The sequence below is a fragment of the Mesorhizobium sp. B2-3-2 genome (genome assembly GCF_006442295.1).
Lineage (GTDB): Bacteria > Pseudomonadota > Alphaproteobacteria > Rhizobiales > Rhizobiaceae > Mesorhizobium.
In genome coordinates, this window is the sequence record NZ_VFWA01000006.1 from 115,418 (window position 1) to 130,308 (window position 14,891).

The 14,891-nt window shown below is 64.6% G+C and carries 13 protein-coding genes; 6 read left to right on the forward strand and 7 right to left on the reverse strand.

What is annotated here, in order from left to right:
• Nucleotides 1-112: 112 nt before the first annotated feature.
• A complete protein-coding gene (locus FJ964_RS16765) occupies nt 113-610 on the forward strand; it encodes a MaoC family dehydratase (protein WP_140495716.1) in 498 nt (165 codons plus the stop codon).
• A 34-nt stretch (nt 611-644) separates the two neighbouring features.
• Here the strand turns inward: FJ964_RS16765 and FJ964_RS16770 are convergent, their stop codons facing one another.
• Complete coding sequence (locus FJ964_RS16770) at nt 645-2,141, reverse strand: MFS transporter (protein WP_140551415.1); 1,497 nt, start codon at nt 2,139-2,141, stop codon at nt 645-647.
• A 130-nt stretch (nt 2,142-2,271) separates the two neighbouring features.
• Here FJ964_RS16770 and FJ964_RS16775 point away from each other — a divergent pair, with 130 nt between their 5' ends.
• Nucleotides 2,272-3,162, forward strand: coding sequence for a LysR family transcriptional regulator (locus tag FJ964_RS16775; RefSeq protein ID WP_140551416.1), 891 nt, complete (start codon nt 2,272-2,274; stop codon nt 3,160-3,162).
• Between the two features lie 23 nt (nt 3,163-3,185).
• Here FJ964_RS16775 and FJ964_RS16780 read toward each other — a convergent pair whose 3' ends face one another.
• A complete protein-coding gene (locus FJ964_RS16780; RefSeq protein WP_140551417.1) occupies nt 3,186-4,586 on the reverse strand; it encodes a PLP-dependent aminotransferase family protein in 1,401 nt (466 codons plus the stop codon).
• A 108-nt stretch (nt 4,587-4,694) separates the two neighbouring features.
• Between FJ964_RS16780 and FJ964_RS16785 the strand changes: the two genes are divergently transcribed.
• Nucleotides 4,695-5,594: a DMT family transporter gene (locus FJ964_RS16785; protein ID WP_140551418.1), complete on the forward strand. Its 900-nt coding sequence runs from the start codon at nt 4,695-4,697 to the stop codon at nt 5,592-5,594.
• Here the strand turns inward: FJ964_RS16785 and FJ964_RS16790 are convergent.
• From FJ964_RS16790 to FJ964_RS16800, 3 genes are all read right to left on the reverse strand, one after another.
• The gene (locus FJ964_RS16790; RefSeq protein WP_140551419.1) at nt 5,591-6,631 is read right to left on the reverse strand and encodes a zinc-dependent alcohol dehydrogenase family protein; all 1,041 of its coding nucleotides are present in this window, start codon (nt 6,629-6,631) and stop codon (nt 5,591-5,593) included. The two genes, FJ964_RS16785 and FJ964_RS16790, sit on opposite strands and share 4 nt — an antisense overlap.
• A 135-nt stretch (nt 6,632-6,766) precedes the next feature.
• Nucleotides 6,767-7,417 carry a maleylacetoacetate isomerase gene (gene maiA, locus FJ964_RS16795; protein ID WP_140551420.1) on the reverse strand — a complete coding sequence of 217 codons (651 nt, stop codon included), beginning with the start codon at nt 7,415-7,417 and terminating at the stop codon, nt 6,767-6,769.
• A 4-nt stretch (nt 7,418-7,421) separates the two neighbouring features.
• Nucleotides 7,422-8,120 carry a fumarylacetoacetate hydrolase family protein gene (locus tag FJ964_RS16800; protein ID WP_140551421.1) on the reverse strand — a complete coding sequence of 233 codons (699 nt, stop codon included), beginning with the start codon at nt 8,118-8,120 and terminating at the stop codon, nt 7,422-7,424.
• A 226-nt stretch (nt 8,121-8,346) separates the two neighbouring features.
• On the opposite strand from FJ964_RS16800, the gene FJ964_RS16805 reads away from it, so the two are divergent.
• Nucleotides 8,347-9,030: a response regulator transcription factor gene (locus FJ964_RS16805; protein ID WP_140495724.1), complete on the forward strand. Its 684-nt coding sequence runs from the start codon at nt 8,347-8,349 to the stop codon at nt 9,028-9,030.
• Between the two features lie 9 nt (nt 9,031-9,039).
• On the opposite strand, the gene FJ964_RS16810 is transcribed toward FJ964_RS16805, so the two are convergent.
• Together FJ964_RS16810 and FJ964_RS16815 are read right to left on the reverse strand one after the other, a co-directional pair.
• A complete protein-coding gene (locus tag FJ964_RS16810; RefSeq protein ID WP_140551422.1) occupies nt 9,040-10,380 on the reverse strand; it encodes a hybrid sensor histidine kinase/response regulator in 1,341 nt (446 codons plus the stop codon).
• An 8-nt stretch (nt 10,381-10,388) separates the two neighbouring features.
• A complete protein-coding gene (locus tag FJ964_RS16815; RefSeq protein ID WP_140551423.1) occupies nt 10,389-11,525 on the reverse strand; it encodes an FIST signal transduction protein in 1,137 nt (378 codons plus the stop codon).
• Nucleotides 11,526-11,830: 305 nt separating this feature from the next.
• Between FJ964_RS16815 and FJ964_RS16820 the strand changes: the two genes are divergently transcribed.
• Nucleotides 11,831-12,319, forward strand: a complete 489-nt coding sequence (locus FJ964_RS16820; protein WP_140521053.1) for a (2Fe-2S)-binding protein — start codon at nt 11,831-11,833, stop codon at nt 12,317-12,319.
• 112 nt (nt 12,320-12,431) lie between these two features.
• Nucleotides 12,432-14,780, forward strand: coding sequence for a xanthine dehydrogenase family protein molybdopterin-binding subunit (locus tag FJ964_RS16825; protein WP_140551424.1), 2,349 nt, complete (start codon nt 12,432-12,434; stop codon nt 14,778-14,780).
• Nucleotides 14,781-14,891 lie beyond the last annotated feature (111 nt).

Genomic DNA, 14,891 nt, shown 5'->3' on the forward strand with positions numbered 1-14,891 from the left:
ACGCGATGCCAGGATTCACGTCGATCCTGGGGGAACGGAATCATGCAGGGCGAATTGACAGGAGCCGCCGGTTCGTGGTCCGGAAGCGTTGGAAGCCATCGGGAAAACAGGAATGACCGAAATACGGCCTAAGACGCCGCCGACCTACGAGCAGTTGAGGACGATGTCCGGGCAGGAGCTCGGCGTCTCGGAATGGACGACAGTCGACCAGAACCGTATCAACCAGTTCGCCGAATGCACTGGCGACCATCAGTGGATCCATGTCGACCCCGAACGGGCGCGGCGACAAAGCCCATTCCGCACGACGATCGCGCATGGCTACCTGACGCTGTCGATCATCGGCGCGCTGGCGCTCGGCATGGGAATCGTGCCCGAGAACACGCAGGCCGCCTTCAACTACGGCTTCGACAAGGTGCGGTTCCTGGCGCCGGTCAAGGTGGGCGCACGCATCCGGCTGCGCACCACGCTGCTGTCCATGGAGGACAGGGGGCCGGGCCAATACCTGATGAAGGCCGCCAACACCGTCGAGATCGAAGGCGAGGAAAAGCCGGCGCTGACGGCCGAGACGCTGGTCATGCTCTATGAGCGCCGCAAGCGGGCAGGGGCCTGAACGGGAGTCCGTCAGGCCCCTGAATCGATCTTTGTCACGGTTCTTTGCCTGCCGGTTCGGCAAAAGGCTGAGCGCGCATTTCGGGCGCAGCGCGGCCGACGGCGCGAGCCGAAACCAGCGCCAGCACCAGCGCCGCCGGCGTCAGGGCCGTTGCCGTCTGGAAGGTCACCTGCATTCCGCTGGCCGCCGCCGCTGACGTCAGCATGCTCTGGCCGATGCCTTCGCGTCCTCCGGCTGATGCGGTGGCGAATATGGCGCCCATCACCGAGGCGCCCGTAATGAGGCCAAGGTTGCGCGACAGGTTGAGCAGGCCGGAGATGAGGCCGCGTTGACCGGCGCCGACGCTGCTCATGACGGCGGCATTGTTCGCCGTCTGGAACAGGGCATAGCCGAAGCAGGTGACGGTGATGGGGACGACATAGCTGGCGATGCCGAGTGCCGTCATTGCCAGGGACAGGAGAAACGTCCCCGTGGCAAGGCCAAGCAGGCCCGCGACCATCATCCTATGGGCTCCGAAGCGGTCGGCAAGGCGTCCGGCCAGTAAAGCCGACAGCGCAGAGACCAGCGGGCCTGTCGAGAGCACCAGTCCGACGTTTGCCGCGTCCAGTCCGAGCCCGCGCGAGAGATAGAACGGCGCGACCACCAAGGTCGCCATCATCACGGTGGCGACGATCAGGTTCATGGCCAGGCTGGCGCTCAGCGAGAGATCACGGAAGGCGGAAAGCTCGACCAATGGGTTTTTCGCCATCCTTTGCGCCGTGGCGAACAGGAAGATGCCGATGCCAGCCGCGACCAGCAGGCCGATATTGATGAGCCCGAAACTGCCTCTACCCAGTGTCATCGCAAGCGCATAAGCCGCCAATGCCAGGGCCAGCAGGCCCGTGCCCAAACCATCGAAGCCGGCTTGACCGGTCCGCGTCATCCGATTGCCGGCAGGCAAAGCGCGCCAGGCCATGGCAAAGGTCAGGACGCCGAGCGGCACGTTGACCAGGAAGATCGAACGCCAGCCGAGAGCGGCGATCAGCAGGCCGCCCAAGGAAGGGCCGAGCGTGGTGCCGATGGCCGACATGGCGCCCAGCAGGCCCATGGCGCTGCCGGTTCTGGCCTTGCTCACCGTCTCGGCGACAAAGGCCAATGTCAACGCCATCATCAGCGCCGCGCCAAGCCCTTGCACCGCCCGCGCCGCGATCAGCAGCCACAAAGCCGGCGAGAGGCCGCAGAGCACCGACGCCGATGTGAACAGCGCGATGCCGAAAAGCAGCAGCGGTCGCCGCCCGAGCATATCGGCGAGGCGCCCGGCACTGACGATCAGAATGGTGATCGCGAGCAGATAGGCGAGCACGACCCATTGTACCTGTTGGAACGAAGCGTCGAATGCCTGCATCAGCGAGGGAAGGCCGACACTGGCGATGCTGGTGCCGAGCGACGACAGCAGCGTGGCCAGCGACAGGCTCGCCAGCGCCCACCCTGCCGATCCTCTCTGTTGCGGCGCTGATATCAGCACATCCCGATCCTGCTCCGCGATTGCCATGGCGATCTCCTTTCTGCCCACTCCGGAAACCGGAGCCGCCAGAGATCTAATCTTGCGGCTGATATGGCGGAAGACGCAGCATTTGCATGATATCAGTGCATTGAACGCCACATCATGTTATAATCCGCCGATGACATCGCCCGATCTCAACCTGCTCGTTGCCCTTGATGTCCTGCTGGCCGAAGGCAGTGTGGCGCGTGCCGCGACGCGGTTGCGGCTCAGCCCCTCGGCGATGAGCCGCACGCTGGCGCGGCTGCGCGCGGCGACGGGAGATCCGCTGCTGGTGCGCGCCGGTCGCGGCCTGGTCCCAACGCCACGCGCGCAGGAACTGCGCCAAAAGGTCGGCCGTGTGGTTCAGGATGCGGAAACGCTGCTGCGCCCGGCCAGACTGCTCGATCTGCCGGGCCTGGAGAGGACCTTCACGCTGCGCACCAATGAAAGCTTCGTCGAGGAGTTCGGACCGCGGCTGATCGCCCGCATCGAGGCCGACGCGCCGGGCGTAAGGCTGCGTTTCGCGCCGAAGTCGGAGAAAGATATGGCGTCGCTCCGCGAAGCTGCGATCGATCTGGAGGTAGGCGTGGCCGATGAAAGCGGGCCGGAGGTGCGCATCCAGGCGCTTTTTCGCGACCGTTTCATCGGCGCCGTGCGCAACGACCACCCGCTGGGCCAGGGCGCGATGACGCCGGAACGCTATGTGGCAGGCCGTCACATCAACGTCTCGCGGCGGGGCCGCGAAAGAGGACCGATCGATGAGGCCTTGAGCCGGCTCGGATTGCAACGGACGGTCGTGTGCATGGCTTCCGGTTTTTCGGCCGCACTCGCCATGGCGCGCGCCTCGGACCTGATCGCCAGCGTGCCCGAGCGGCATACGCAAGGCGCGCGCGCCGGCATGCGGAGCTTCTCGCTGCCGGTCGACATCCCGGCGGTCACCATTTCCATGCTCTGGCATCCGCGGCTCGATGCCGATCCGGCGCAGCGCTGGCTGCGCAGTTGCGTGCGCGAGATTTGCATGAAGTCCTGATCGCGCAAGCCTCGCCGCGGCCTTCAGCGCGGCATGGCAGCCTCCAGCGTCCGGAAGATTCGCTCGTCTTCGCACTGGGCAACGTTGAAGCGCAGGAAGCGGCTGGCCGATTGCGACAGGCTGAAGGCGTTGCCGGGCGCCAGCACGACATTGGCCGCAAGCGCTCGGCGGGCAACCTCGGCTGCGTCCACTGCATCCGGCAGGCTGCACCAGAGGAACAGGCCGGCGGGCTGCTCGATCCAGGGCGTGATGCCGATCGCCTTCAGCCGGGCGCCTGTCTCGCCCATGGCACGCGAAAGCCGGGCGCGCAGCAGGTCCATATGCTTGCGATAGCTGCCATCCCTGAGCAGGGTCAGCACCAATTCGGCCGCGAGCCGCCCGCCGCCGAAGGTGGTGGCGATCTTGAGGTCGGCCAGCCCTTCCATCCAGTCACGGGGCGCGGCGATGAAGCCGCAGCGTATCGAGGCCGAAAGCGTCTTGGAGAAACTGCCGATATGGACGACACGCTCGAGACCATCGAAAGCCGCGAGCCTTGGGGCAGGGGCGTGTTCGAAATCGGCGAAGATGTCGTCCTCGACGATGGTCAGGTCCGATTGATCGGCGAGCTTGAGCAGCCGGTGCGCGGCGACCGGCGACAGGATCGCGCCGGTCGGGTTGTGGATGGCGGAGTTGGTGATGTAGAGGCGCGGCCGATGCTCGGCCAGCGCCTGCGCGAACAAGTCGATATCCGGCCCCGATGGCGTATAGGGGACGCTGACGACCTTGGCCTGATGGGCGCGCAACAGGGCGTGGAAATTGAAATAGCAGGGATCGTCGACCAGCACCGTATCGCCGGGTTCGAGCAGGAACCGGCACAGGAGATCGATGGCCTGCGTGCCCGATTCCGTCAGCATGATCTGTTCGGGGGAAGCCTCGATGCCATGCGTGGCCATGCGCCGCGCCAGCAATTGGCGCAGCGGCGGCAGCCCGAGCGGCGTGCCGTAGTCGGCGAGCGCCACATCATCGGCGCGCGCCACGGTGCGCAGCGCGCGGCGCAGCGCCGCCTGCGGCATCCACGAGGCAGGCAGCCAGCCGCAGCCGGGCTTCAGCATATCGTCGCCCGCTTCCAACGACTGCCGCGAAACCCAGAGCGGATCGACGGCGCGGTCGAGCCGGGGGCCGATCTCGGCGAGCGACAACGGCGCCAGCGATCCGGCGGTGTAGAAGCCGGAGCCTGGCCGGGAACGGATCGCGCCTTCCGCCGCCAGGCGTTCATAGGCCTCCACCACCGTGGATTTGGAAACCTGCATGGATTTCGCGAAGGCGCGGATCGAGGGCAATTGGGCGCCGGGCGTGAGGCTACGCGCGGCAATTCGCTGGCGGATGGTGGACATGATGCCTTCGACAAGGGTTCCGCTGTTGTCGAATCTCGCTGATTCGTCCATCTGTACCTTCCGACAAACCATGACAGTTTTGTTGAATTGTACTGCATTGTCTCTGGTCGCGCCATGGGTATGGGCCCGATAGAGGGGGCAACGGATGGAGCGCCTGGAATGGACAAGACGACGAGCGGCTGGGTGAGCGGATTCATCGGCGTGTTGATTTTCAGCGGCTCCTTGCCGGCAACGCGCGTGGCGGTGATGGATTTCGATCCGACATTCCTGACGTCGGCGCGCGCGGTGATAGCAGCTTTGCTTGGCCTCGCGTTGCTGCTCGTGTTCCGCGAGAAGCGCCCGGAGCGTCACGACCTGATGTCGCTTGTCATCGTCGCATTGGGTGTGGTGGTCGGCTTTCCCTTGCTGACTGCACTGGCGCTGAAGCATGTCACCTCTGCCCACTCCATCATCTTCGTCGGCCTGCTGCCGCTGGCGACCGCGATCTTCGGCGTGCTGCGCGGGGGCGAGAGGCCGAGGCCGGCCTTCTGGCTGTTCTCATGCCTCGGCAGCGCGCTGGTGGGCGGGTTTGCGCTAGCGCAAGGCGTGACGGCCTCGCCGGTTGGCGATGCACTGATGCTCGCCGCCATCGTCGTTTGCGGCCTGGGCTACGCCGAAGGCGCTGCGCTGTCGCGCAGGCTGGGCGGTTGGCAAGTGATCTGCTGGGCGCTGGTGCTGTCACTGCCGGTCATGCTGGTGCTGACCGTGGTAACCCTGCCACCGTCCTTCACCACGGTCGGGATCAATGCCTGGATCGGGCTTGCCTATGTCTCGCTGTTCAGCATGCTGATCGGCTTCGTGTTCTGGTATCGCGGCCTCGCGCAAGGCGGCATCGCCGCCGTGGGACAGTTGCAACTGCTGCAGCCCTTCTTTGGCCTCGCGCTGGCGGCGACACTGCTGCATGAGCAGGTCAGCCCTCTTATGGTCGTCATCACGCTCGGCGTGGTGCTGTGCGTGTTCGGCGCCAAAAAGTTTGCCAAGCGGGATTTGCCATGGCGCGCGACCAGCGCCGCTGGCTAAAACTTCGTCACCACACCGATGCCGATGCCTTCGAAGCCGCCCATCGCCATCAGCGCGGCCGGCGCTTCCTCAAGGCTGATCTTCTTGCCGACCAGCAGCTCGGGTCGCAGCTTGCCGGTGCGGATCATCTCCATCATCGCGGGGTAGCGGTAGGCCTGCATGCCGTGGCTGCCGAGGATTTCGAGCTCGAAGGCGATCACCTTGTCCATCGGAACCTGCGGGCGGGCGTGATCGCCCAGCATCAGGCCGACCTGCACATGGCGACCGCGCCGGCGCAGATTGGCGATCGAATTGAACGATGTCGTGGGGTGGCCGAGCGCATCCATGGACATGTGCACGCCGCCATTGGTAATCTGCTTGACCGCCTTGACGACGTTCGGGGTCGTCGCCGCGTTGATGGTCGCCACCGCGCCGATCTTCCTGGCGAAGTCCAGCTTCTCTTCGGTGAGGTCGATTGCAATCACGTTGGCGCCCATGGCGCTGGCGATCATGATCGCCGACAGGCCGACGCCGCCGCAGCCATGCACCGCCACCCATTCGCCCGGCGTCACCCGGCCCTGGTCGACGATGGCGCGGAACGAGGTGACGAAGCGGCAGCCGAGGCTGGCGGCAGTGGCGAATTCCATCTCGTCGGGCAGGCGCACGAGATTGGTGTCGGCGTGCTCGATGGCGACATATTCGGCGAACGAGCCCCAGGCGTTGAAGCCCGGTTGGGACTGATGCTCGCAGACCTGGTGATTGCCGGACGTACATTCGAAACAATGGCCGCAGCCGACGGCGAACGGGACGGTGACGCGCTCGCCAGCCTTCCAGCGGGTCACCTGCTTGCCGGCGGCTACCACGACGCCGGCCAGTTCGTGACCGGGGACATGCGGCAAGCGGATATCGGCGTCATGGCCCATCCAGCCGTGCCAATCGCTGCGGCACAGACCTGTCGCCTCGACCTTGATGACGACGCCGTCCGGGGCCGGCTTCGGATCGGGAACGGTCTGGATCGTCGGCGCTTCGCCGAATTTTTCGAAGACGACGGCTTTCATCGGCAACTCCACCTTGCGCGCACTTCGGGAAACGATAGCCGATTCCCTGGCCGGTCAAGCGGAAATCGATTCCGCCAGACAAGTCGGCCCTTTGCGCATGCGCCGAGGGTGACGCTGCGCGTCGCCGAATGAAGGTTACTCGGCATCGATCTGGTTCTGCGGCGCGGCTTTCTGAAAGGCCGGCAGGGCCATGCAGGCGGCATTGATGCGCGAGATCGTCGGGTAGGGCGCCATATCGACGCCGAAACGGGCATTGCTGGTGACCTGTGCCGCCAAGCAGATATCGGCCAGCCCCGGCGTGTCGCCGTGGCAGAACGTGCCGGTCTCGGGCGAAGCCATCAGCAGGCCTTCGAGTGGCTTGAAACCCTCTTTGACCCAGTGCCGGAACCAGTTGGCGACATCCTCGTCGCCGGCGCCGAACAGGGTTCGCAGTGAGGTCAGGATACGCAAATTATTCACCGGATGGATATCGCAGGCAATCATCTGCGCCAGCATCCTGACGCGGGCGCGCCCAACTGCGTCCTTCGGCAGCAGAGGCGGTTCCGGCGTCGTCTCGTCGAGGAATTCGATGATCGCCAGCGATTGCGTCAGCAGGGTGCCGTCACCCAGGATCAGCGCCGGCACCAACCCTTGGGGATTCACCGCAAGATAAGCCGGTTCGAGATGTTCGCCATGGCGTAGGTGATGCGGCACGTAGTCATAGGTCAGCCCCTTCATCTCCAGCGCAATCCGCACCCGGTAGGAGGTGGAGGAGCGGTAGTAGTTGTGAAGGACGATGTCGCTCATGCACTCACCGATTTGGCGGGCCGATGGTCACTTCGATCGTGCCGATGCCGTCGACGCCGCCGGTCATCGTCTCGCCAGGCTTGACCGCGCCGACACCGGCCGGCGTGCCGGTGAAGATGAGGTCGCCTGGCTGCAATTCCATGCCTTCGCTGCAGATCGAGACAATGTCGGAGACCGGCCAGATCAACTCGGCGAGATCGGCGTCCTGCCGGACCTTGCCGTCGACGGCCAGCCAGATACGGCCCTGGCTCGGATGGCCGGATTTTTGCGCGGGAACCAGAGGACCACACGGCGCGGAGCGGTCGAAAGCCTTCGACCAGTCCCATGGCCGCGCCGCTTTCTTGGCGTCGTCCTGGAGGTCGCGGCGGGTGAGGTCGATGCCGACGGCATAGCCCCAGACATGATCCAGCGCCTGGGCGCGCGGGATGCGGAAGCCCGGCTTGCCGATCGCGGCCACCAGTTCGATCTCATGGTGCAGGTTGGTCGTCAGGGGCGGGTAGGGGACCGTAACGCCGGAGTCTGCCACAGCATCGGCCGGCTTGGTGAAGAAGAAGGGTGGATCGCGCTCGTCATTGCCGAACTCCCTGATATGCGCGGCGTAATTGCGGCCGACGCAGAAGATGCGGCGCACCGCAAAGCGCTCGCTCGAACCGGCCACTGCGACCGAGGGCGTTGGGGGGGCGGGGAGGACAAAGGCGGTCATGGTCTGTCTCTGCGGTTGGATGTCGGGCCGGCGGGCACCTTCGGCCGAATTGAGGGGCCGGGCAAGGCGTCGCTTTTCATAAAGCATTGGCCGGCCCGCCCGTATAACGAATCCCGAGTTTCCATCACTTTCGCGCCGATGCATCCTCGACCGGGATAGACTATTTGCCAATAAGTCGGCCATGGTCGCAGGATTATGCTGCGGCCGGCAAACCGAAACGAGCCACATGACAGCAGCCACTGACAGCGCCCGGTTCCTGATCATCGACGATCATCCGCTGTTTCGCGAGGCGCTGCACAGCGCCGTGCAGATGGCCTATCCCGAGGTCGACACGGTGGAGGCGCGCTCGATCGCCGAGGCACTCGACCTGCTGGCCGGGACAAAGCCGTTCGACCTTGCCCTGCTCGATCTCAGCATGCCCGGCGTGCACGGCTTCGAGGGGTTGCTGCAGCTTCGGACCCGCTATCCGCGCCTGCCCGTGGTCATAGTGTCCGGTTACGAGGAGCCCAAGATCATCTCCGAGGCGCTGTCCTACGGTGCTGCCGGCTTCATTCCGAAATCGGCCCGCAAGAGCGATCTGGCCAACGCTATACGCTCGGTGATGGAGGGCGCCATCTATGTTCCGGAAACTTATGAGGGCCGCCCGCCCGACGCCGACAGCACCGACCGCGCCGACATGGTGCAGCGCCTGTCGACATTGACGCCGCAGCAATTGCGCGTGTTGCAGATGTTGCGCCAAGGCCTGCTCAACAAGCAGATCGCCTATGAGCTGCAGGTGGGCGAGACCACGGTCAAGGCGCACGTCTCGGAGATCCTGCGCAAGCTCAACGTCTACAGCCGCACGCAAGCGGTGATCGAGGTTTCGAAGCTGGACAATGCGGAGCTGTTTCGGGACCAAGCGGGGTTTTGAGGGGCAGGTCTAAGCCAGCAGATGGGCCAGCAGCGCCCTTAACTGCGCGGGCTTGAGCGGCTTGCGCATCAGCTCGATGCCGCCGGCCCGCGCCGCCTTGGCGACGGCTTCGGAACTGTCGGCGGTGACGATCAGCGCCGGCACCGCGCGGCCGAGATAGCGGCGGACCTTCGATATGGTGGTGGTGCCGAGATCGCCGCCGTCGAGGTGCTGGTCGGCTATGACGATGTCGGGCACCCAGTCCGTGTCGCCGAGCATGTCGAGCGCGTGGTCGGTCGAGGTCGCGGCGCGCACCAGGCATTGCCAGCGTTCGAGCAACGAGGTCATCGCCTGCAGCACCTCGACATCGTTCTCGACCAGCAGAACCTTGGTGCCGAACAAGCCGTAGCCGCGCGGCCGCTCCAGGCTTGCAGCGCTGGCAATGGCGTCGGCCGTGGCACCGATGCCGACAGGGACATCGATGTGGAAGATCGTGCCGCGGCCGACCTTCGAGGAAAACGTCACGGGATGGCCGAGCGCGCCGGCGATGCGCCGCACGATGGCCAGCCCAAGGCCGAGGCCGCCGCCGGCGAGTTCGGCATTGGCTGGCATGATGCCGCGATGGAACTCCTCGAACACCGCCTCGCGCTGGTCGTCGGGAATGCCGCAGCCGGTGTCGGCGACATCGATGCGGATGGCATCGCCGCGGTGCCTGGTGCCAACAAGGACGCCGCCCGAGCGGGTGTAGCCCAGCGCATTGGAGAGGATGTTCTGCAGGATGCGGCGCAGCAGCGTGCGATCGGAGCGGACCACGGCGTTGACAGCGCGGAATTTCAGCGACAGGCCCTTCAGTTCGGCCACAGGCTGGAAATCCGACCGCAGCGACGAGAACAGCGCCTCCAGGCTGACGTCGCCAATGTCGGGCTGGACCACGCCCGCGTCGAGCTTGGAGATGTCGAGCAGCGTGCGCAGCAGGTCCTCCATCGTCTCCAGCGAGCGCTCGACCTGCCGCACCAGTTTCCGGCCCTCGTCGCTGGTCTGGACTTCGGCAAGGGCGGAGACGGACAGATGCGCCGCATTCAACGGCTGCAGCACGTCGTGGCTGGCCGCGGCGAGAAAGCGGGTCTTGGACAGGTTCGCCTGCTCGGCATTTTCCTTGGCGGCGCTGAGGTCGATGTTCGATTGTTCCAGCCGCCGCAGGGTCGAGTGCAGTTCCTCGGTGCGCGCGCGCACCCTGCTTTCCAGCGAGATCGCGGTCTGGAACAGCGAGAAGGCGTTGCCTTGCTGATCCATCGAGCGCTCGACCCGGCTGACCAGCGCGGCGTTGATCTTCTTCAGCCTGTCGGGATCGTCTATGTCCTTGAGGGGCACCGCAGCGCTCACTCGGCGGCCGGGCGCTCGCCGAAGGCGATGCCGGTGAAGGTCTGGTTGAGATGCATCGACCGGTATTGTTCGCCATAAGTGCCGAAGCCGATGACGTTGTTGACCCGGTAGAGTTCGGAAATTTCGCGAAAGACCTGCCGGTTGCGCGCATCCAGCCGGCGCAGGACACAGTCGAAGCCGATGATCATGTCGATGCCGCCAAGCCTCGCCTCGACGTCGAGCAGGGCCGCGCGGGTCGATTCCACCATGTCCTTGGGTTGGGCGATCGACAGCACGACACCATCGTCGATGGCGCAGAAGAACGACAGCGAGCCGTCCGCGTGCATCTTCTGGATGGAGCGGCAGTAATATTCACCGCCTACCTTCACCACCACCGGATGCGAGGCGAAGCTCAGCGGCGTCAGCGTCTGCGCGACGATGCCGACCGAAGCGGCATATTCCTCGGCCGCATTGGTGGCATTGAACTCGCGCACGATGCGGTGATCGGGATCGGACGCGGTGACCACCAGCTTTTCGTCGGTGGGAACGAAATTGTCGGTCTTGAAGACATGGAAAGGGATTTCCGTAGCGACCAGCACGATGATGGCGCTGTCGGACGTGACCTTGCCGTTGGAGATCAGGCTCGTCGTCTCGAATTTCAGGTCGTCACCGGCGGAACCGCCGAGCAGCGGTATGTCGTCGAGGCCCCAATGGATGGCCGAACTCACCGCTTCCTCGGCATAGGACAGTCCGTCAATGAAACAGAGCGCGAAGGTGTTCCTGGTCCGCTCTTCGCCGATGCGGCCCTGCAGCGCGCGTCTCAGATCCTCGACATCACCAGTGACCCTGTCCAAGCCGGATGACGACAGGTTGGCCACCGTGGCGCTGACCGCGGTGAATGACGCCGAAGGGAGCAGCATGGCGAGGATATGGCCTTCCTCGAGGCCCTGCGGCGTGATTTCGCCGGCGGTCGAGCAGCCGGCGTAGTGGAGCGCCGGCGCATGGGCCGCGATTGCACGCGTAAGGGCGCCGGCCTCGACAAGGCGCTGGGAAAAGAACAACAGGGCGAAGCCGGCCTCGATGGCGGCGGCCTCCGCCGCTACCGCGCGTGCGAAGACGTCCGGGTCGGGCTCGTCCGTGGTCAGCGCCGACAAGCCGCATGCGTAGCGCGTCCGTGAAACGGTCAGCGACGTTCTCCCGCATTTCCTCCGACGCTGTCTGTGCGCGCTGTTTATGTGCTTCTTGCGCGCCAACGTCGAAGGTCATTGTTGCCGCCAATCGGCATTTTGGCAATGGGGCGAGGGGAATGCGTGTTTCGCCCTCCCATGGCCGAAAGTACAATGATCCGGCTTTTGCGCTGCGCTGTTTTTTACGGCTTGTGCGGTGTACGAATAACGCATGGCCGAAGCCAACACCGCCTCGGCAGCGTGATGACCAAGGTGATACCCAGGGAGGATTCATGTCGGACGTTTCGTTGATGGTGAACGGAAAACAGGTCCGCGGCGCGGCCGAGGACCGGACGCTGCTGGTTCACTTCTTGCGGGAGAATCTCGGCCTCACCGGTACCCATGTCGGTTGCGATACCTCGCAATGCGGCGCCTGCGTCGTCCATGTCGACGGCAAGGCGGTGAAATCCTGTACGATGCTCGCGGTGCAAGCGTCCGGATCGAGTGTGGTGACGATCGAGGGGCTTGCCAACGGTGCCGACCTGCATCCCGTGCAGGCGGCGTTCAAGGAGCATCACGGGCTGCAATGCGGCTTCTGCACGCCGGGCATGATCATGACGGCGGCCGACATGATCAAGCGCCACCCCGAAGGCCTCGACGAAGCGACGGTGCGCGCAGAGCTCGAAGGCAACATCTGCCGCTGCACCGGTTACCACAACATCGTCAAGGCGATCCTTGCCGCATCCGAGGGGATGAGCGGCAAGGTCAGGCAAGCGGCGTGAGAAAAGGAGTGAGTAGTGAGTAGTGAGTAGTGAGTAGTCGGCCCGAACCGGCGCCGATCTTCACTATTCACTACTCACTACTTCCTACTCACTATTTCGGGAGGAATTTCTGATGGGCATTGAAGGTGTTGGCGCTCGCGTGGCGCGCAAGGAAGACAAGCGGTTCATCACCGGCGCCGGTCGCTATGTCGACGACATGGTGGTGCCCGGCATGAAGCATGCGGCCTTCGTGCGCAGCCCGCACGCGCATGCCCAGATCGTGAAGATCGACGTCGACAAGGCGCAAGCCATGCCGGGCGTCATCGGTGTGCTGACCGGCAAGGAACTGAAGGCCGATGGCATCGGCAATCTCATCTGCGGCTGGATGATACATTCCAAGGACGGTTCCCCGATGAAGATGGGAGCCTGGTCGCCGCTGGCGGTCGACAAGGTTCGCTATGTCGGCGATGCGGTCGTCGTCGTGGTCGCCGACACCAAGGCGCAGGCGCGCGACGCCGCCGAAGCGGTCGAGATCACCTACAATGAACTCGAGGCGGTGGTGGATGCGACGAAGGCGCTCGAAAAGGGCGCTCCGCAACTCCATCCGGAAGCCGAAAACAATCTGATCTTCGACTGGGAGATCGGCGACGCCAAGGCGACCGACGCGGCGATCAAGGCGGCTTCCCACGTCACCCGCATGAAAATCGTCAACAACCGGCTGGTGCCCAACGCCATGGAGCCGCGGGCAGCGCTGGGTCACTACGACAGAGCGGAAGACCATTATACCTGCTGGACGACCTCGCAGAACCCGCATGTCGCGCGGCTGGTGATGAGCGCCTTCTACAATATCGCGCCGGAAAACAAATTGCGCGTCATCGCGCCCGATGTCGGCGGCGGCTTCGGTTCCAAGATCTATATCTATCCGGAAGAGATCGTCTGCCTGTGGGCGTCCAAGAAAACCGGCGTGCCGGTGAAGTGGGTGGCCGACCGCACCGAAAGCTTCCTTTCCGACGCACATGGCCGCGATCATGTCTCGACAGTGGAAATGGCCTTCGACAAGAACAACAGGATCACCGGCCTCAAGGTCGACACGTTGGCCAATCTCGGTGCCTACATGTCGTTGTTCTCGTCCTGTGTGCCGACCTATCTCTACGCGACGCTGCTGTCGGGTCAGTACGATATCCCGGCGATCCATGCCAATGTCCGCACGGTCTACACCAATACGGCACCCGTCGACGCCTATCGCGGGGCAGGGCGTCCCGAAGCCACCTATCTCATCGAGCGCACGATGGAGACCGCGGCGCGGGAACTCGGCCTGTCGCCGGCGGAGCTTCGGCGGACCAACTTCATCACCACGTTTCCGCACCAGACACCGGTCATCATGAATTATGACGCCGGCGACTATGGCGCCTCGCTCGACGCGGCGATGGAGGTCGCCGACTATGCCGGCTTTGCCGGGCGCAAGGCGGAGGCCGCCAGGAACGGCAAGCTGCGCGGCATGGGCATGAGCTGCTACATCGAAGCATGCGGCCTGGCGCCGTCGGCGGCGGTGGGCTCGCTCGGCGCCGGCGTCGGCCTTTGGGAATCGGCCGAGGTGCGCGTCAACGCCGCCGGCACCATCGAGGTACTGACCGGCTCGCACAGCCATGGCCAAGGCCATGAGACGACCTTCGCGCAACTGGTCAACGAGCGGTTTGGGGTGCCGATCGACAGCGTCTCGATCGTCCATGGCGACACCGACAAGGTGCAGATGGGCATGGGCACCTACGGCTCGCGCTCGGGCGCGGTCGGCATGTCGGCGATTGCCAAGGCGCTGGACAAGGTCGAGGCCAAGGCCAAGAAGATCGCCGCGCACCTGCTCGAGGCCGACGAGGGCGACATCGTCATCGAGAACGGCGCGCTGAAGGTCGCCGGCACCGACAAAAACGTGCCGTGGTTCCAGATGGCGCTGGCGGCCTATACCGCTCATAATTTGCCCGGTGGCATGGAGCCGGGATTGAAGGAGACGGCGTTTTACGACCCGTCCAATTTCACCTTTCCGGCCGGCTGCTACATCTGCGAGGTCGAGATCGATCCGGAGACCGGAACGACCGAGATCATCCAGTTCGTCGCCGCCGACGATTTCGGCAACATCATCAACCCCATGATCGTCGAGGGCCAGGTGCATGGCGGCATCGCGCAGGGCATCGGCCAGGCGCTGCTCGAAGGCGCCCACTATGACGCCGACGGCCAGCTCCTGACTGCTAGCTACATGGACTACACCATGCCGCGCGCCGACGACCTGCCTTCGTTCAAGGTCTCGACCTCGAACACGCCGTGTCCGGGCAATCCGCTCGGCATCAAGGGCTGCGGCGAGGCCGGCGCCATCGGCTCGCCGCCGGCGGTGATCAACGCCATCACCGACGCCATAGGGATTGCCGATATCGCCATGCCGGCTTCGCCGTCCACGGTGTGGGCCGCGATCCGTGCGACGAAGCATTGAAAAGCGAATAGGAGGTAGGGAGTAGCGAGTAGGGGAAAAGCGTGATGCGAAGGGAAGGTCCTAATTCGCTACTCGCTATTGCCTATTCGCTCTTTCCCGAAGGGAGAGAGA